The sequence below is a fragment of the Caulobacter sp. 05L422 genome (assembly GCF_056397765.1).
This window is the reverse complement of sequence record NZ_JBFTOB010000005.1, coordinates 1-16,006: the sequence shown is the minus strand read 5'-3', so window position 1 is coordinate 16,006 and position 16,006 is coordinate 1. Positions and strand designations below refer to the sequence as shown.

18 protein-coding genes are annotated in these 16,006 nt (G+C 69.1%); 11 read left to right on the top strand and 7 right to left on the bottom strand.

From position 1 onward, the window contains the following. Positions 1-13 precede the first annotated feature (13 nt). Positions 14-1,681: a putative bifunctional diguanylate cyclase/phosphodiesterase gene (locus tag AC1DMQ_RS06505; RefSeq protein WP_477032734.1), complete on the top strand. Its 1,668-nt coding sequence runs from the start codon at positions 14-16 to the stop codon at positions 1,679-1,681. A 4-nt stretch (positions 1,682-1,685) separates the two neighbouring features. Here the strand turns inward: AC1DMQ_RS06505 and AC1DMQ_RS06500 are convergent, their stop codons facing one another. Further along, complete coding sequence (locus AC1DMQ_RS06500; protein WP_477032733.1) at positions 1,686-2,456, bottom strand: lysozyme inhibitor LprI family protein; 771 nt, start codon at positions 2,454-2,456, stop codon at positions 1,686-1,688. Positions 2,457-2,619: 163 nt separating this feature from the next. Then, a complete protein-coding gene (locus AC1DMQ_RS06495; RefSeq protein WP_477032732.1) occupies positions 2,620-3,204 on the bottom strand; it encodes a YqgE/AlgH family protein in 585 nt (194 codons plus the stop codon). 120 nt (positions 3,205-3,324) lie between these two features. Between AC1DMQ_RS06495 and AC1DMQ_RS06490 the strand changes: the two genes are divergently transcribed. Then, on the top strand, positions 3,325-3,807 hold the full coding sequence (locus AC1DMQ_RS06490; RefSeq protein ID WP_056435751.1) for a peroxiredoxin: 483 nt from the start codon (positions 3,325-3,327) through the stop codon (positions 3,805-3,807). 174 nt (positions 3,808-3,981) lie between these two features. Here the strand turns inward: AC1DMQ_RS06490 and AC1DMQ_RS06485 are convergent, their stop codons facing one another. Continuing rightward, the gene (locus tag AC1DMQ_RS06485) at positions 3,982-5,727 is read right to left on the bottom strand and encodes an acyl-CoA dehydrogenase (protein WP_477032731.1); all 1,746 of its coding nucleotides are present in this window, start codon (positions 5,725-5,727) and stop codon (positions 3,982-3,984) included. Positions 5,728-5,901: 174 nt separating this feature from the next. Between AC1DMQ_RS06485 and AC1DMQ_RS06480 the strand changes: the two genes are divergently transcribed. From AC1DMQ_RS06480 to AC1DMQ_RS06465, 4 genes are all read left to right on the top strand, one after another. Continuing rightward, positions 5,902-6,522, top strand: a complete 621-nt coding sequence (locus AC1DMQ_RS06480) for a YceI family protein (protein ID WP_477032730.1) — start codon at positions 5,902-5,904, stop codon at positions 6,520-6,522. Positions 6,523-6,610: 88 nt separating this feature from the next. Further along, positions 6,611-7,939 (top strand): YceI family protein, encoded by a 1,329-nt coding sequence (locus AC1DMQ_RS06475; protein ID WP_477032729.1) that lies wholly within the window; start codon positions 6,611-6,613, stop codon positions 7,937-7,939. Then, positions 7,870-8,862 carry an L-threonylcarbamoyladenylate synthase gene (locus tag AC1DMQ_RS06470; RefSeq protein ID WP_477032728.1) on the top strand — a complete coding sequence of 331 codons (993 nt, stop codon included), beginning with the start codon at positions 7,870-7,872 and terminating at the stop codon, positions 8,860-8,862. Before AC1DMQ_RS06475 ends, AC1DMQ_RS06470 begins: the two co-directional genes overlap by 70 nt. A gap of 6 nt (positions 8,863-8,868) precedes the next feature. Next, positions 8,869-9,186 carry a 1-deoxy-D-xylulose-5-phosphate synthase gene (locus AC1DMQ_RS06465; RefSeq protein ID WP_477032727.1) on the top strand — a complete coding sequence of 106 codons (318 nt, stop codon included), beginning with the start codon at positions 8,869-8,871 and terminating at the stop codon, positions 9,184-9,186. On the opposite strand, the gene AC1DMQ_RS06460 is transcribed toward AC1DMQ_RS06465, so the two are convergent. Continuing rightward, on the bottom strand, positions 9,183-9,578 hold the full coding sequence (locus AC1DMQ_RS06460) for a type II toxin-antitoxin system VapC family toxin (protein ID WP_477032726.1): 396 nt from the start codon (positions 9,576-9,578) through the stop codon (positions 9,183-9,185). The two genes, AC1DMQ_RS06465 and AC1DMQ_RS06460, sit on opposite strands and share 4 nt — an antisense overlap. Then, positions 9,575-9,862: a type II toxin-antitoxin system VapB family antitoxin gene (locus AC1DMQ_RS06455; RefSeq protein ID WP_477032725.1), complete on the bottom strand. Its 288-nt coding sequence runs from the start codon at positions 9,860-9,862 to the stop codon at positions 9,575-9,577. The genes AC1DMQ_RS06460 and AC1DMQ_RS06455 overlap by 4 nt, the downstream gene beginning before the upstream one ends. A gap of 67 nt (positions 9,863-9,929) precedes the next feature. On the opposite strand from AC1DMQ_RS06455, the gene AC1DMQ_RS06450 reads away from it, so the two are divergent. After that, positions 9,930-11,339, top strand: coding sequence for an FAD-binding oxidoreductase (locus AC1DMQ_RS06450; RefSeq protein ID WP_477032724.1), 1,410 nt, complete (start codon positions 9,930-9,932; stop codon positions 11,337-11,339). Positions 11,340-11,350: 11 nt separating this feature from the next. Here the strand turns inward: AC1DMQ_RS06450 and AC1DMQ_RS06445 are convergent, their stop codons facing one another. Next, the gene (locus AC1DMQ_RS06445; RefSeq protein WP_477032723.1) at positions 11,351-11,680 is read right to left on the bottom strand and encodes a hypothetical protein; all 330 of its coding nucleotides are present in this window, start codon (positions 11,678-11,680) and stop codon (positions 11,351-11,353) included. Positions 11,681-11,781: 101 nt separating this feature from the next. Here AC1DMQ_RS06445 and yaaA point away from each other — a divergent pair, with 101 nt between their 5' ends. The 4 genes from yaaA (at position 11,782) to AC1DMQ_RS06425 (ending at position 15,151) form a co-directional block, all read left to right on the top strand. Beyond that, positions 11,782-12,549, top strand: coding sequence for a peroxide stress protein YaaA (gene yaaA / locus AC1DMQ_RS06440; RefSeq protein WP_477032722.1), 768 nt, complete (start codon positions 11,782-11,784; stop codon positions 12,547-12,549). 95 nt (positions 12,550-12,644) lie between these two features. Then, positions 12,645-13,442, top strand: coding sequence for a 3-hydroxybutyrate dehydrogenase (locus tag AC1DMQ_RS06435; protein ID WP_477032721.1), 798 nt, complete (start codon positions 12,645-12,647; stop codon positions 13,440-13,442). A gap of 104 nt (positions 13,443-13,546) precedes the next feature. Next, complete coding sequence (locus tag AC1DMQ_RS06430) at positions 13,547-14,608, top strand: patatin-like phospholipase family protein (RefSeq protein ID WP_477032720.1); 1,062 nt, start codon at positions 13,547-13,549, stop codon at positions 14,606-14,608. Positions 14,609-14,683: 75 nt separating this feature from the next. Then, entirely contained in the window at positions 14,684-15,151 is a 468-nt protein-coding gene (locus tag AC1DMQ_RS06425; protein ID WP_477032719.1) for an NUDIX hydrolase, read from the top strand. Positions 15,152-15,169: 18 nt separating this feature from the next. On the opposite strand, the gene AC1DMQ_RS06420 is transcribed toward AC1DMQ_RS06425, so the two are convergent. Further along, on the bottom strand, positions 15,170-15,592 hold the full coding sequence (locus AC1DMQ_RS06420; protein ID WP_477032718.1) for an SMI1/KNR4 family protein: 423 nt from the start codon (positions 15,590-15,592) through the stop codon (positions 15,170-15,172). Between the last annotated feature and the right edge of the window lie 414 nt (positions 15,593-16,006).

Here is a 16,006-nt window from a genome sequence, read left to right as displayed (position 1 = left end):
GCGGGATCAGGGCATGTCGTTCAAGATTAGTCAGCGACGCGTATGGGACGCCACGGCCACGCTCGAGGCCTTGGGCGCCGCCGAAGTCGCGCTTTGGCTCTGGGAGCCCGAGGCCGACCGGCTGCGCGTCAACGGCGCTGCTAGAGCCCTGGGCTTGGGGCCGCTGGCCCCGGACTGCTCCTCCGCCGCCTTCCGCGCCCTGACCCTGCCCCAGGACCGCGCCCAGGCCGAAGACATCCTCAAGGTTCGCCCGCCGGGCAGCGAGATCGTCGCCCGCCTGCGCATGCGCAACGGCGAGATCTGCATCTGGCGCGGCACCTGGCTGGAAGACGGGGTGCGCGCCGCCGGCGTCATCGCGCCCGAGGTCAAGTTCGCCGCCTCCGAGCGCGACACCCTCACCGGCCTGCTGGACCGCAAGAGCTTCATCGCCCAGGCCCGCGAGCGGTTGGGCAAAAGCGGCGTGCACGAACTGGTCGTCGCCGACGTCGACCGCCTGCGCCGGCTGAACGAGGCTCTGGGCCACGAGCGCGCCGACCTGGTGCTGGCCGCCCTGGGCTCGCGCCTGGCCGCCGCCTTCCCGTCCGAAGCCCTGCTGGGCCGGATCGGCGAGGACGAGTTCGCGGTGCTGTGCGACCCGGCCGGCTTCGAGCCCGCCGAGCTGCTGCGCAATGCCCTGGAGCAGCCCCTGCGGGTGGCCGGCTTCGACATCCACCCGACCCTGTCGATCGGCGCCGTCTCAGCCGAGGGCGGCGAGGACGCCCCCGAGGCGGCCGAGCTGCTGCGTCGCGCCGAGCTGGCCGTCGAGGCCGCCGCCTCCAACGGCCGCGGCAGCGCCGCCGCCTATGGCCGCTCGATGGAGACCGACGGCCTGTCGCGCCTGGCCCTGGAGGCCGATCTGCGCGGCGCCATCGGCCGTGGCGAGATCACCCCCTTCTTCCAGCCCGTGGTGCGGCTGTCGACCGGCGCCCTGTCGGGCTTCGAGGCCCTGGCCCGCTGGATCCATCCGCGTCGCGGCATGCTGCCGCCCGACGAGTTCCTCCCGCTGGTGGAGGAGATGGGCCTGATGAGCGAGCTGGGCGAGCACATGATGCGCACCTCGGCCCGGCAGCTGGCGAAATGGCGCGACAGCCATCCGGCCGTCGGCGCCCTGACCGTCAGCGTCAACCTGTCGACCGGCGAGATCGACCGGCCCGGCCTGGTCCACGACGTGCGCCAGGTGCTCAAGGAGCACGACCTGCCGCGCGGCGCCCTGAAGCTGGAAGTCACCGAAAGCGACATCATGCGCGATCCCGAGCGGGCCGCCGTGATCCTGCGGACCCTGCGCGAAGCCGGCGCCGGCCTGGCGCTGGACGACTTCGGCACCGGCTTCTCGTCGCTGTCGTACCTGACGCGCCTGCCGTTCGACACGCTGAAGATCGACCGCTACTTCGTGCGGACCATGGGCAGCAACGCCGGCTCGGCCAAGATCGTCCGCTCGGTGGTCAAGCTGGGACAGGACCTGGATCTGGAAGTCGTCGCCGAGGGCGTCGAGAACGCCGAGATGGCCCGTGCCCTGCAATCGCTGGGCTGCGACTACGGCCAGGGCTTCGGCTACGCGCCGGCCCTGTCGCCGCAGGAGGCCGAGGTCTATCTGAACGAAGCCTATGTCGACGGCGCCGCGCCGGTGAAGGCCCGGGGCTAGGGACTCAGGCTCCCCCCACCGATCGCTGCGCGATGGCCTCCCCCACGGGGAGAGGGCTTTCGGAGGCGGCGTTCCGCTGCCCCACGGATCCGGCCCTCAGCTCCAGCGCCACCGCGAAACTGCGAAGCTGGCTTTCGCGCTGCTGGTAGGCGGCCAGGAGGTCCTCGGGCGAGGCCTGGGCCATCTCGTCGCGCCTGGCCAGCCAGCGGGCCTGGGAGCGTCCCAGGGCGGCCGGAGAGACCCCGGCGGCCAGCACCGCCTCATAGGCCGCCGCCATCCGCTGCTCGGCCTCGCGCAGGACGGGATCGATGCAGGTCATCTGGGCCGCGAGGGTCGGCGCGTCGCGGCAGCCGACCGTGTCCTCCGGCGGGGCGGCGTCGGCCAGGGGCGAGGCGACCACCGGCGCGCTGACGGCGGTGGGCAGGGCGCCCCAGGTCTCCGGATGGGTCACGGGCCGGGAGTCCGCGGTCAGGACGATCCTCAGGCCGCGCTGGGCGTCGGCCGCGGCGACCGCCAACGGCGTTTGAGGGGGCGGCACCTGGAAGACCAGGGGCTGGGGCGCGGGTTCGGGGGGCTCGGTTCCCAGCAGCAGCCACAGGCCCCAGACGCCCAGCGGCATGGCGATCATGCCCAGAAGGATGTTTCCGCCGAGCGATCGCCTGGGAGGCGGCATCACGCCGTAGCGGCGCTGGCCCCAGGTTTCGGACGACGGGTTGCGCTCGCCCCGGGCCGCCCAGTTGTCGTTCGATGGCGATGTGAGACGCAGGTAAGCCATGCCACTGTCCTGACCACACGTCACGCATGCGAGCGCGAGCCGGGTCCCCCGTGACGGCTTCAAAAAGCAACAGCGTGACTATGGCGGAATATACTCGCCTTATGCGGTCAGTATAATCGGGTGGATTACTAGTTTTGAGCTGACGGTCTTCTGGACCGTCTACTCAAGCTCTACCGGCTTGGGACGACAGATGATCGGCGGTGATTCCGATCTTGGCCAAGGCCATGGTCCATTTGTTGTCGTAGTCGTCACCGAATAGCAGGGCTTCGTCGGCGTCGCAGATCAGCCAGACATTGTCGCGCAGTTCCTGCTCCAGCTGGCCGGGACCCCAGCCGGAATAGCCCAGGGCCAGGATGGCGTGGCGCGGGCGGCGGATCTTGCTGCCCAGGGCGTCCAGCGCGTCGCGGGTGACGGTCAGGGCCAGGCCGTCGGCCACCGGCACCGTGGAGTCGGGCGAGACGTAGTCGTCGGTGTGCAGCACGAAGCCGCGCTCGCGCTCGACCGGGCCGCCCAGCATCACCAGGTCGCCTCCGGCCTCGATCTCTGGCGCGACGCCCAGGTTGTTGAGCAGCTCGAACAGGGTCAGCCCCTCGACCGGCCGATTGACCGCCAGGCCCATGGCCTGCTCGGCGTCGTGGGCGCACACATAGAGCACGGCGCGTTCGAAGCGTGGATCCTCGATGCCGGGCATGGCGACCAGCATCTGTCCGGCGAGGAAGGCTCCGTGATCCGTGCGAGGTGAGTCCATCTTAAGAGGATCGGTTCGGAACGCGTCGGTTTCAAGTCCAACCTTCCCTTGGCGATCGGCTCCGGCGCCTTTATCTCCGTTGCGCGCTTTTAGCTCAGGCAACGGACAGGGACACCGCACATGGCGATCAAGGTTGGCGACAAGCTTCCTTCGGCGACTTTCATGACCAGCACGGCCGAGGGCCCGGCCCCGGTCACGACCGACGATCTGTTCAAGGGCAAGACGGTCGCCCTGTTCGCCGTCCCCGGCGCCTTCACGCCGACCTGCTCGGCCAAGCACCTGCCGGGCTTCAAGGAGAAGGCCGCCGACCTGAAGGCCAAGGGCGTCGACACCATCGCCTGCGTCTCGGTCAACGACCTGTTCGTGATGAAGGCCTGGGGCGCCGACCAGGGCATCACCGACGAAGTGCTGCTGCTGGCCGACGGCAACGGCGAGTTCACCCGGGCCATCGGCCTGGAGTTCGACGGCTCCAAGTTCGGCATGGGCCTGCGCTCGCAGCGCTACTCGCTGATCGCCAAGGACGGGGTGGTAGAGACCCTGAACGTCGAAGAGGGCGGGGAATTCAAGGTTTCGTCGGCCGACTACATGCTGGGTCAGCTGTAGGGTTCAGCCCCAGAGAATAAGGAAAGGGCGGCTCCGCGAGGAGCCGCCCTTTTTCGTTGCGGCGATCACTTGCCCCCTACGGGTCGCTTCGCGACCCTCTTCCCCCATAGGGGGAAGAGGGTGACCTCCGCCCCCTCGCCGCGACAGACCGCGAAGCGGTCAGGTGGGGGCAAGTCAGTGTGCGCCGAGCATATCCGGCGTCACCCCTTCCAGATCCGCCGACCCGCCCGTCACCGCCGCCACCTGCCCGGGCACGGTCGCCAGCACGTTCTCGCCATAGACCCGCGCCAAAGCCAGCCGCAGGCCCACGGGCTCGGCCAGCGCCCCCTTGGCCAGCATCCAGCCGCCGACCGTGTCGCCCAGCAGCTTCAGATAGGCCGTGGCCCCCGACAGGGCGTCGGGCATGGCCCGGACCCGGCGTTCGATCAGCCAGGCCGTCGCCGAGCCGACCGCGTCCAGGGCCGCCTTGAAGCGCAGGGCCACGCCGCCCAGATCGCCGCCGGCCGCTTCCAGAGCTTCCTGGGTGTCGCGCATGTCGTCCATCAGGTCGCCGATCGCCTGGCCTTCCGACAGGCCCAGCTTGCGGCCGATCAGGTCGATGGCCTGGATGCCGTTGGCGCCCTCGTAGATCGGGGCGATGCGGGCGTCGCGATAGTGCTGCGCCGCGCCGGTTTCCTCGATGAAGCCCATGCCGCCATGCACCTGCACGCCCTGCGAGGCGACCTCGACGCCGACGTCGGTCGACCAGGCCTTGGCGATCGGAGTCAGCAGCTCCTCGCGCAGCTTGGCGGTGGCGCGCTCTTCCTCGGTGGCGGCGTGGGTCGAGAGGTCGGCGGCGACGGCGGTCGACAGGCAGATGCCGCGCGCCGCCTCGATCTTGGCCTTCATCAGCACAAGTGTCTTGCGGATGTCGGGATGGTCGTACAGCCGCGAGGGCTGGGCGCCCGTCCAGGCCGAGCGTCCCTGGGTGCGCTCCAGCGAGAAGTCCAGCGCCTGCTGGTAGGCCCGCTCGGCGATGGCCGTGCCCTGGGCCCCGACTTGCAGGCGCGCGGCGTTCATCATCGTGAACATGTGGGCCAGGCCCGAGCCCAGTTGGCCGACCAGCTCGGCCTTGGCGCCCTCGTACAGCATCACGCAAGTGGGCGAGCCGTGGATGCCCAGCTTGTGCTCCAGCCCGCCGACCCGCACGGTGTTGGCCGCGCCCAGGGCGCCGCTCTCTTCGACCATGAGTTTGGGGGCCAGGAACAGCGAGATGCCCTTCACGCCGGGAGGCGCGTCGGGCGTGCGGGCCAGCACCAGGTGCAGGATGTTGTCGGCGGCGTCGTGGTCGCCCCAGGTGATGAAGATCTTCTGGCCCGACAGGGTGTAGCCGCCGTCGCCGTCCGGGGTGGCCATCGTGGTCAGAGCGCCCAGGTCCGAACCGGCCTGGGGTTCGGTCAGGTTCATGGTCCCGGTCCATTCGCCCGACACCAGCCGGGGCAGGTAGAGAGCCTTCTGGCGGTCGGAGCCATGATGGGTCAGGGCCTCGATGGCCCCCAGGCTCAGCATCGGGCACAGGCCGAACGCCATGTTGGCGGCCTGGACCATTTCCAGGACCGCGACCTCCAGGGTCTTGGGCAGGCCCTGGCCGCCGTGCTCGGGCGCGGCCGCCAGGCTGGTCCAGCCGTCCTGGGCGAACTGGCGATAGGCGTCGGCGAAGCCGGGGGCGGCGCGGACCACGCCGTTTTCCAGCTTGGCGCCGACCAGGTCGCCGGCCCGGTTGAGCGGGGCCAGCACCTCGCTGGCGAACACGCCCGCGGCCTGCAGCACGGCCTCCACGGTGTCGGCGTCGGCCTCGGGGAAGGCCGTCGCCAGGCGATCGAAGCCGGCCACGTGCTTCAGGGCGAAGGCGAGGTCGCGGACGGGCGCGCGGTAGGTCATGGGACGGTCCGATCTGGCGGCGGGCTCAAGTGAACTTCGTTTAGATGCTGCGGCGCGGCATGCAAAGCCGAACCGATCACGGCTTCGTGAAGCGCGGTCCCTTCATCGCCGGGCCAAGCTTCCTAAGTTGGGGGTTCAGCAACTGCTGCTATTACAGTTTGGAGACTGTCCCTCATGAACCGCCGCTTCGCTTCCGCCCTTCTGGTCGGCGCCCTCCTGGCCGCGCCCGTCGCCGTCCTGCCGGCCGTCGCGTCCGCCCAGGCCACCGCCACCGATCCGGCCCAGGCCCCGGCCGGCGCCTGGACGATCGACAAGAAGCACGCCAGCCTGACCATGAAGGTCACGCACTTCGGCACCTCGCACTACACCTTCCGCTTCGCTCGCGAAGCGATCGACGGGTCCTACGACTACAACCCGGCCAAGCCGCTGGACACCAAGGTTTCGATCAGCATCGACGCCGCCGCCGTCGACACCGGCCTTCCCGACTTCAACAAGGAAATCGGCACGGACCCGAAGTTCTTCAACGCCGCCCAGTATCCGAAGATCACCTTCGTCTCGACCAAGGTCGAGCCGGGGAAGCTGACGGGCGACCTGACGTTCCGCGGCGTGACCAAGCCGGTCACCCTGGACGTCAAGTACAACGGCTACGCCAAGACGCCGTTCGGCTCGCAGATCATGGGCTTCTCGGCCACCGGCACGATCAAGCGTTCGGACTTCGGCTTCACCCACCTGAAGGGCCTGGTCGGCGACGACGTGGACCTGGAGATCGAAGCCGAGTTCAATCCGAAGAAGTAAGGCTCCAAGGCCCTAGCTTGGCCTTGGAAACGACATCGGTCCGGGCGTCTTGTTCGGACCCGGACTTAAGCTTGAGACGAGGACGACCATGACCGCCGAGACGCCTATCGAGACCGCCTCGGCGGCGGGTCGTCCTCCCCGCTACACCACGGTGGCCATTGTCCTGCACTGGCTGATCGCGGCCGCCATCCTGTTCCAGATCATCCTGGGCTGGCGGATGGGCGACGAGCCCAAGGGGCCGGCCACCTACGCCATCTTCCAGCTGCACAAGTCGATCGGCATCACGATCCTGCTGCTCAGCCTGGCGCGCCTGGCCTGGCGGCTGACCCACCGCCCGCCGCCGCATCCGGCCACCCAGCCGCGCTGGGAGACGATCGCCTCGCAGGTCGTGCACGTGGCGTTCTACGTGATCATGATCGGCCTGCCGATCACGGGCTGGATCATCGTCTCGACCAGCAAGCTGACCATCCCGACGGTGCTGTACGGCGCGATCCCCTGGCCGCACCTGCCGTTCCTGCCCGAGCTGGCGGCCGGTCCCAAGCACCTGTGGCACGAGATCGGCGAGAACGGCCACGGCCTGCTGGTCAAGACCACCTACCTGCTGCTGGCCCTGCACCTGGGCGCGGTGGCCAAGCACCAGATCCTCGACCGCGACGAGGTGCTGGGCCACATGGCGCCGGGCGCCCGTCCGGGCTGGCTGGAGCCGCGCGCCTGGCTGGCCGCCGCCGGCCTGATCGCCGTGGTCGCGGCGGGCTACCTCTACAAGCCGGCTGTGAAGCACGCCGCGCCCGCACCCGCCGCCCCGGCCGAAGTCGTCGAGGCGCCGACCGCCTCGCCGCCGCCCGTCGCCGCGACCACTCCGGCCGCCGCCGCGCCGTCGGAAACCGCCGCGCCGGCCGAGCCGGACAACGCGCTGAAGGACCCGGTCGCCTGGACCATGGCCAAGAGCTCGACCCTGAACTTCTCGGCCACCTGGGCCGGCGACAGCATCGACGGTCAGTTCAAGCGCTGGACCGCCGACATCCTGTTCTCGCCCGAGGCCCTGGACCGCTCGAAGCTGACGGTCAGCATCGACATGGGCTCGGCCGCCACCGGCGACGACCAGCGCGACTCAAGCCTGCCCAGCGGGGATTTCTTCGACACGGCGACCCATCCCAAGGCCACCTTCACGGCCAGCAAGTTCCGCAAGACCGGCGAAGGCAAGTTCGTGGCCGACGGCACGCTGGACCTGCGCGGCGTCAAGAAGCCGGTCAGCCTGCCTTTCACCCTGAAGATCGACGGCGACACGGCCACGGCGCGCGGTGTAACCACCCTGGACCGGACCGCGTTCGGGGTTGGACAGGGTGAATGGGCGTCTACGGATCAGATCGGCGGCAAGGTGAAGGTCAGCTTCGCCATCACGGCCAAGAAGAAGTAACGGCCGCTCAAGTCGAGAAGGCTGGGCGCGCCCTTCGCGACGGCGGGCTCGTGCTGCTGCCGACCGAAACCGTCTACGGCCTGGGCGCCGACGCCTCGAACCCCGCGGCCGTGGCGGCGATCTTCGAGGCCAAGGGCCGGCCGCGCTTCAACCCGCTGATCGCCCACGTCCATGACGCCGAGACGGCGGCGCGCATCGCCGCCTTCGACGACCGCGCCCAGGCCCTGGCCGCCGCCTTCTGGCCTGGGCCTCTGACCATCGTCGCCCCGGTCCGCGACACGGCCGCCGTCTGCGACCTGGCCCGAGCCGGACTCGACACCGTGGCCATCCGCGTGCCCGGCCATCCGCTGTCGCGCGCCGTGCTGGCCGCGTTCGGCGGGCCGGTGGTCGCGCCCTCGGCCAACCGCTCGGGCCGGCCCAGCCCCACCACCTTCGCCGACGCCTTCGCCGAGACCGGCGACAAGGCCGCCGCCGCCCTGGACGGCGGGCCCTGCGAGGTGGGCCTGGAAAGCACCGTCGTCGCCGTGCTCGACGGTCCGGTCCGCCTGCTGCGCCCCGGCGCCGTGACCCGCGCCCAGCTGGAGGCCGTGGTCGGTCCGCTGGCGCAGGCCGACGACGACGCCAAGCGCTCGCCCGGCCGCCTGGCCCTGCACTACGCGCCGGACGCTCCCGTGCGCATCGAGGCGGCCGCGCCCGAGGCCGGCGAGGCGTTCCTGGCCTTTGGGCCCTGGCCGGAGGGGGTGGGGGTCTTCAACCTCAGCCCGACGGGCGACCTGGCGGAAGCCGCCGCGAACCTGTTCGCCTTCCTCCGCGCCGCCGACCGGACGGAGCCCGCCGGCATCGCCGTCGCCCCGATCCCCGACGAAGGCCTGGGCGAGGCGATCAACGACCGCCTGAGACGGGCGGCCGGGTTCGTGGGATAAGGGCCGATGAAATTCCGCATCATGTACCTTGAAGACAAGTCCAAGGGCCTCAACGGTCCGGCGCGCATCGGGCGTGTCCGCCTCTCCAAGACCGGAGAGACCCTCTACTACGGGGGCCGCACGTTCGAGGCGCTGCGCAACTCGGGTCTGAAGGCCAATTTCAGCGACACCGAAACCGGCCAGCCCTTCTGGATCGCCAAGGCCCGCAAGGCCGGCGACGACCGTCTCTACAAGGGCGCGGGCGATCCCCCGGTGATCGACGACGACGTCCGCGAGGAATACTGGCGCGACGTGCGCGGCATGCCCGACCCGGCGGCGGGCTAGGCGTCCAGCGCCGATCTGACGTCGGTCAGCGGAAAGTCGTCGCCTTTGTAGAGCAGCGGCGCATCAAGGGTCTTGGCGAGGGCGTAGGCGAAGCAATCGCCCATGTTCAGTCCGGCGCGATGCACGCCCTTGCCCCAGCGAAGATAGGCGTCGAGCGCGGTCTCCGCGCTCACGATTTTGGTTTCAAGCACGTTCTGAGCTTCGAGCCAGGCGCGAAAGCCGTCGGTCGTGAACCGGGCCTCGCGCAACACCAGGACAAGGCCAGCTTCCATGATGTTGATCGGCGTCGCGAAAGCCGCTTCGGCCTTGGACAAGGCCGCCTCGAGGGTTTCGTAGCCCGGCTCGTTGCGGGCGATCGCGACCAGGGCCGAAGCATCGACAGCCAGGGTCATGCGTCATCGATCTCGGGAATGCCGGTCGGCCAGAGCGCATCCCAGTCGGCTTTGGTGACCGGGCGCAGAGGCTTTGGTTCCTGGTCCAAACCGGTGGCGCGTCGGAATTCCGCCGTGGCCGCGCGCATCTCTTCCAGAGTCCGCTTTCTGTGCGGCTTGGGCTGTTCGCGCTCCAGCGCTTCGCGTGCGAGAGCATCGATCACCCCCGTGATCGTCTCCCCTCGCAGCGCCGCGACTTCGCGGACAACGCGTTCGGTCTCGGGGTTCTTGATGAAGATGCCCATGACGGCCTCCGGTATATACCGAGTATATACTATGCTCCGGCGGCTCGGAAGCGTATCCTCCGCGCCCATGACCAAGCCCGTTCCCGCCGACACCCTGTCCCGTCTGAAAGCCGTGCTCGGCGAGGGCGGGTGGAGCCAGGATCCCGACCGGCTGGCGCCCAAGCTGCAGGAGTGGCGCGGGCGGTGGTCGGGCGAAACCCCGCTGCTGGCTCTGCCGCGCTCGACGGCTCAGGTCTCGGCGGTGGTCGGCATCTGCGCCGCCGAGGGCGTGGCGATCACCCCGCAGGGCGGCAACACCGGCCTGGTCGCCGGCCAGATCCCGCAAGGCGAGATCCTGCTTTCCACCGAGAAGCTGACCGCCGTGCGCGACGTCGACGCCTTCGACGACGTCATGGTGCTGGAGGCCGGCGTCACCCTGGCCAAGGCCCACGAGGTCGCCCTGAGCGTCAACCGCCGCTTCCCGCTGAGCCTGGCCTCGGAGGGCTCGTGCACGATCGGCGGCCTGGCCTCGACCAACGCCGGCGGGACGGCTGTGCTGCGCTACGGCGTCATGCGCGACCAGATCCTGGGGATCGAGGCGGTGCTGCCCAACGGCGAGGTCTGGAACGGTCTCAAGCGCCTGCGCAAGGACAACACCGGCTACGACCTCAAGCATCTGCTGATAGGGGCCGAGGGCACGCTGGGGATCATCACCGCCGCCAGCCTCAAGCTCTATCCGCTGCTGGCGTCGCGCTGCGTAGCCGTCGCCGCCGTGGCGACGCCGCACGACGCCATCGCCCTGCTGGCCAAGGCCAAGGATGAGACCGGCGGGGCCGTCGAGGCCTTCGAGCTGATGAGCCGCTTGGGTGTCGCTTTCGCGCTCAAGCACATACCGGGCCTGCGCGAGCCGCTGGAGGCCGTGCATCCCTGGTACGTGCTGATCGAGACCGCCTCGGGCGAGCCCGGCGCGGCCGAGGCGGCCATGGAGCGGCTGCTGGCCGGCGCGCTGGAGACCGGCCTGATCCAGGACGCGGCCATCGCCCAGACGCAGGCCCAGGCCCACGCCTTCTGGGCGGTGCGCGAGAACCAATCGGGCGGCCAGAAGCCCGAGGGCGCGGCCTGGAAGCACGACGTCTCGGTGCCCGTGTCGAAGGTCGCCGAGTTCATCGACCAGGCCACGGCGGCGATGGAAGGGTTCTCGCCCGGCGTCCGGGTCGTGGCCTTCGGCCATGTCGGCGACGGCAACGTGCACTACGACGTCCTGCGGGCCGACGGCGCTGCGGACCACCCCCACGACGCCCTGCGCGACGAGGGCGCGCGGATCGTCCACGACATCGTCGCGTCGATGGACGGCTCGATCAGCGCCGAGCACGGCCTGGGGGCGATGAAGTCGGTCGAGGCCCTGCGCTACAAGAGCGCCGTCGAGGTCGAAGCCCTGCGCGCCGTCCGCGCCGCCCTGGATCCCCAGCGGATCATGAACCCGCGCGTGTTGTTCTAGGCCGGTCGTTCTTAGGAGGGATCGTCCTGACGGCGCTGCGCCGCCTGAAGACGGGCCCTGCGGACGCTGATGCAGATGAACATCGAGACCAGGGCCCCGACCGGGACCGTGGCCTTGAAGTAGCCGGGCTGCTGGCCGGGCCCGAGCACGTTGATCGCCGCCGGAACGAAGCCCCACGCGCCGTCCGCCGCCCGCATCCAGAACGCTCCGATCCCGACGAAGCACAGCACCGCCCAGGCCAGGCGCCACTTCAGGTTCGGGGTGCGGATCACCAGGAACAGGGCGACGAACATCACCAGCGGGCAGATGAGGGCGGCGATCAGGCCAAGGAGCTGGGGCATGGAGCGTGGTCCGAAGAAAGGGCGCGCAACATCGCGGCGAGCGGCGCCATTGTCCAGCGCCACACTAGCCGTGGCCCTTCCAAGCCTCTATCTGCACCGCCATGTTGATGGTCATCTCCCCCGCCAAGTCGCTGGACTTCACCGCCCCCGATCAGGTGCTGCCGCTCACCACGCCCGAGCTGAAGCCGCAGATCGCCGAGCTGGCCAAGGTGACGCGCAAGCTGTCCAAGGCAGACCTGCGCCGGCTGATGCACATCTCCGAAAACCTGGCCGAGCTGAACCACGCCCGGTTCCAGGCCTTCGACTCGCAGGTCGAGGAAGGGCTGCAGGCCGTCATCGCCTTCAACGGCGACGTCTATGCCGGCCTCAACGCAAGAGAACTCGACCGTCCGGCCCTGGATTGGACCCAGGACCACCTGCGGATCCTGTCGGGCCTGTACGGCGTGCTGCGGCCGCTGGACGCCCTGCAGGCCTATCGCCTGGAGATGGGCACGCGGCTGAAGACCAAGAAGGGCTCTAACCTCTATGACTTCTGGGGCGAGACCATTTCCAAGACCCTGAACGCCGCCGCCAAGGACCATGCCGACCCGACCCTGGTGAACCTGGCCAGCCAGGAATATTTCGGGGCCGTCGACGCCAAGGCCCTGAAGCTGCCGACCGTCACCTGCCACTTCAAGGAAGAGAAGGGCAATACGCTGCGGGTGCTGGGCTTCTTCGCCAAGAAGGCCCGCGGCCGCATGGCCCGCTTCGCCATCGACAACCGCATCGACAAGGCGGCCGACCTGCAGGGCTTTGATCTCGATGGCTACAAGTACCGCGCCGACCTTTCCACGCCGGCCGACTGGGTTTTCGCTCGCCTCCAGCCATAATTTCATCTACCGATGAATTTATAAACGCTCGCTCATCGCAAGAGCGAGCTATATGCTGCGATGCAGCAATTGGGCGGCGAGCCAAGGAGCGTGCGATGGCCGTGGATTTCGGTTTGCAGGGTCAGGTCGCGATCGTGACCGGCTCGACCAGCGGCATCGGCCACGCCATGGCCGACGCCCTGGCGGCCCAGGGCGTCAACATCGTCCTCAACGGCCTGGGCGAGATGACCGCCATCGAGAAGACCCGCGCCGAACTGGCCGAGAAGCACGGCGTCGAGGTGCTCTACAACGGCGCCGACATGACCAAGCCGGGCCAGATCGCCGACATGGTCAAGGCCGCCAAGGCCGAGTTCGGCGAGCTGGACATCCTGGTCAACAACGCCGGCGTCCAGCACGTGGCCCCGATCGAGGACTTCCCGGTCGACCAGTGGGACCTGATCATCGCCATCAACCTGTCGTCGGCCTTCCACGCCACGCGCGCGGCGATCCCGATCATGAAGGAGCAGGGGCGCGGGCGGATCGTCAACATCGCCTCGGCCCACGGCCTGGTCGCCTCGCCGTTCAAGGCCGCCTATGTGGCGGCCAAGCACGGCATACTGGGCCTGACCAAGACCGCGGCGCTGGAACTGGCCACCTTCGGGATCACCTGCAACGCCATCTGCCCGGGCTTCGTGAAGACCCCGCTGGTCGAGGCCCAGATCGTCGACCAGGCCAAGGCGCGCGGCATCAGCGAAGAGGCCGTGATGAAGGACGTGATCCTGGCCGCCCAGCCGACCAAGCAGTTCGTCACCTTCGACCAGCTGAACGGCCTGCTGCTGTACCTGGTGTCCGACGCCGGGGCCTCGGCCAACGGCTCGGCCTTCAGCATCGACGGCGGCTGGACCGCGCAGTAGCGGCCGGGGACATGCCCTTGCGGCGTGTCCCCTGACCGGGCGCGGCGCTTTCTGATGGGGACACGCCGCAAGGGCATGTCCCCGGTCGTGTGACGGAGCCATCCATGCCCATCGGTCCGTTCAAGAAGAAGGCCCCTGGCCCCAAGCCGATCTCGCTGGCCCTGCAGGGCGGCGGCTCGCACGGGGCGTTCGAGTGGGGCGTGCTCGACCGCCTGCTCGAGGAAGAGGACATCGAGATCCTGGCGGTGACCGCCGCCTCGGCCGGAGCGATGAACGCCGTGTGCCTGGCCCAGGGCCTGATCGACGGCGGGCGAGACGGGGCCAAGGCCCGGCTCGAGCGCTTCTGGAAACAGGTCAACCGCAACGGCGGCCGCAACGTGTTCGGCGACACCAGCATCTGGACCAACGCCTTTTCCGGCGGGACCGACTGGCTGAAGAACACGCCCGGCTGGCGGATGGCCGAGACCTTCGCCCTGTCGATGAGCCCCTACGAGTTCAACCCGTTCAACCTGAACCCGCTGCACGACGCCCTGGAAGGCGAGATCGACTTCAAGGCCCTGCGCGAGCGCTCGCCGATCAAGCTGTACATCGCCGCCACCCAGGTGCGGACCAGCAAGTCCAAGGTGTTCCGCGAGACCGAGCTGACCGCCCGCCACATCATGGCCAGCGCCTGCCTGCCCCAGGTGTTCCAGGCGGTGGAGATCGACGGCGAGCCCTATTGGGACGGCGGCTTTCTCGCGAACCCGCCGCTGTGGCCGCTGTTCTACGACGACACCCCCGACGACATCCTGCTGGTCAGCCTCAATCCGTTCGTCCGCGAGGAGACGCCCAAGACCCCGGGCGAGATCATGGACCGGCTGAACGAGATCACCTTCAACGCCGCCCTGGCCAGCGAGCTGCGGGCCATCGGCTTCGTGCAGAAGCTGCTGGACGAGGGCCTGCTGAAGGACAACGCCCGCGGCCGCTATCGGCGGATGCTGATGCACGCCATCACCGCCGACAAGGCTCTGGCCGACCTGTCGCTGGGCAGCAAGTTCGACACCGAGTGGAGCTTCCTAAGCGATCTGCGCGATCGTGGGCGCAAGGCGGCGGACGACTGGCTGGGGAACTGCCTGACCCACGTCGGGGTGAGCTCGAGCCTGGACCTGAAGGCGGGGTTTCCGTGACCAATGATGGGGACAGGCGCATGCGCCTGTCCCAGTCGCTTGACGCGGCCCGAACGGAGCGTATCTGACGCCGCCATGGTTTCCGTTCCCGCCGTCCAGCCCTCCGCGCCCGTCTCCGAGTTCCCCGTTCCCACCGTCGGCGTCGTCTGCCTGCGTGGCGACCGGGTGCTGCTGATCAAACGCGGCACCCCGCCGCGCCTGGGCCAGTGGAGCCTGCCCGGCGGCCGCCTGGAATGGGGCGAGACGACGCCGGTCGCCGCCCTGCGCGAACTGGCCGAGGAGACGGGTGTCCAAGCCGAGCTGCTGGGCCTGGTCGACGTGGTCGACGGCCTGTTCACCTCGCGAGAGACCGGCGCGACCACCCGCCACTACGTGATGATCGACTACGCCGCGCGCTGGATCTCCGGCGAGCCGGTGGCCGGCGACGACGCCGCCGAAGCGCGTTTCGTGTCGCTGGACGAGGCGCTGGCCATGGTCGAGTGGGACGTCACGCGCCAGGTGATCGCCGAGACGTTCGAGCGGTTCGGGGGCGGCGACCGATAGCCGGCCCAAGGGCGAGGATCAGGCCGGCCGAGGGTCGAACAATGATCCATTGGCCTGCTTCATCCGTCGCAGCAGGCCGAGAAAATCGTCCGCGACCACGAACGCATCGTCATGGCTCAGCCCGATCATCGGCGCCATCACGATGGGCGGCGGGTCGAACCGAGTGTCGAACGCGAACAGCTCACCGGCGCCGTTCGTGCCAAATCCCACGAGTCCGGGCGCGTATTCCGCGACCTCGCAGTCTCGATTGTAGGAATGCAGCTCGGCCACGCGCCAGAGCACCAGATAGTTTTCCCCGACAAAGCCCTCGCCGCCGTCGCTGATCGCCAGGAAAGCACGGTAGTCACCAGGCAGCGCCACGCCGAGCGCGATCTGCGCCGCGTTGATCTCCGCGGCGCTGACTGGGGCGGCCGTGTGGAAGTCCGCCGGTAGTTCGTCCATGCGGACCTCCATCCGCCCCGGAGGGGGCCACGCCTTGAAGCCTTGGGATCGGAGCTCTGGCGTCTGGCCGTGTCAAGGCGCGACCTCGCCGCTTGCGGATGACGTCAGGGGCGTTTCCGGAGAAGGCGCTTTCTTTCACCCTCTCCCTCTGGGAGAGGGTTTTGAGGCGTCGATGCTCGGCGTTCAGGAAGCGAAGCTAAGCGATTTCAAAGCCCTAAACTTTCTCGACCCGATTTGATCCTCACCCTTTCAGACCGCCCCCATACTGATCCCACCTGAAGGCACGGGGAGGGCGCACGTACGGCGACCGATGCGGCTTTCGGGGGTGGTCGAGCGGGAAGCGTTCGTCGGTGGTCTTTAGATGGACGCCTTCGCGACGGTCCTGGGCAGGTTCCCTGAAACACGGGACGAAAC

Excerpts from the sequence above, each read along its gene's own strand:
- yaaA (WP_477032722.1), top strand. The coding sequence starts at position 11,782 with ATGTTGATGGTCATCTCCCCCGCCAAGTCGCTGGACTTCACCGCCCCC.
- AC1DMQ_RS06425 (WP_477032719.1), top strand. The coding sequence starts at position 14,684 with ATGGTTTCCGTTCCCGCCGTCCAGCCCTCCGCGCCCGTCTCCGAGTTC.
- AC1DMQ_RS06430 (WP_477032720.1), top strand. The coding sequence starts at position 13,547 with ATGCCCATCGGTCCGTTCAAGAAGAAGGCCCCTGGCCCCAAGCCGATC.
- AC1DMQ_RS06485 (WP_477032731.1), bottom strand. The coding sequence starts at position 5,727 with ATGACCTACCGCGCGCCCGTCCGCGACCTCGCCTTCGCCCTGAAGCAC.
- AC1DMQ_RS06465 (WP_477032727.1), top strand. The coding sequence starts at position 8,869 with ATGAAATTCCGCATCATGTACCTTGAAGACAAGTCCAAGGGCCTCAAC.
- AC1DMQ_RS06505 (WP_477032734.1), top strand. The coding sequence starts at position 14 with ATGTCGTTCAAGATTAGTCAGCGACGCGTATGGGACGCCACGGCCACG.
- AC1DMQ_RS06470 (WP_477032728.1), top strand. The coding sequence starts at position 7,870 with ATGGGCGTCTACGGATCAGATCGGCGGCAAGGTGAAGGTCAGCTTCGC.
- AC1DMQ_RS06490 (WP_056435751.1), top strand. The coding sequence starts at position 3,325 with ATGGCGATCAAGGTTGGCGACAAGCTTCCTTCGGCGACTTTCATGACC.
- AC1DMQ_RS06455 (WP_477032725.1), bottom strand. The coding sequence starts at position 9,862 with ATGGGCATCTTCATCAAGAACCCCGAGACCGAACGCGTTGTCCGCGAA.
- AC1DMQ_RS06460 (WP_477032726.1), bottom strand. The coding sequence starts at position 9,578 with ATGACCCTGGCTGTCGATGCTTCGGCCCTGGTCGCGATCGCCCGCAAC.
- AC1DMQ_RS06435 (WP_477032721.1), top strand. The coding sequence starts at position 12,645 with ATGGCCGTGGATTTCGGTTTGCAGGGTCAGGTCGCGATCGTGACCGGC.
- AC1DMQ_RS06445 (WP_477032723.1), bottom strand. The coding sequence starts at position 11,680 with ATGCCCCAGCTCCTTGGCCTGATCGCCGCCCTCATCTGCCCGCTGGTG.
- AC1DMQ_RS06450 (WP_477032724.1), top strand. The coding sequence starts at position 9,930 with ATGACCAAGCCCGTTCCCGCCGACACCCTGTCCCGTCTGAAAGCCGTG.
- AC1DMQ_RS06480 (WP_477032730.1), top strand. The coding sequence starts at position 5,902 with ATGAACCGCCGCTTCGCTTCCGCCCTTCTGGTCGGCGCCCTCCTGGCC.
- AC1DMQ_RS06420 (WP_477032718.1), bottom strand. The coding sequence starts at position 15,592 with ATGGACGAACTACCGGCGGACTTCCACACGGCCGCCCCAGTCAGCGCC.
- AC1DMQ_RS06475 (WP_477032729.1), top strand. The coding sequence starts at position 6,611 with ATGACCGCCGAGACGCCTATCGAGACCGCCTCGGCGGCGGGTCGTCCT.
- AC1DMQ_RS06495 (WP_477032732.1), bottom strand. The coding sequence starts at position 3,204 with ATGGACTCACCTCGCACGGATCACGGAGCCTTCCTCGCCGGACAGATG.
- AC1DMQ_RS06500 (WP_477032733.1), bottom strand. The coding sequence starts at position 2,456 with ATGGCTTACCTGCGTCTCACATCGCCATCGAACGACAACTGGGCGGCC.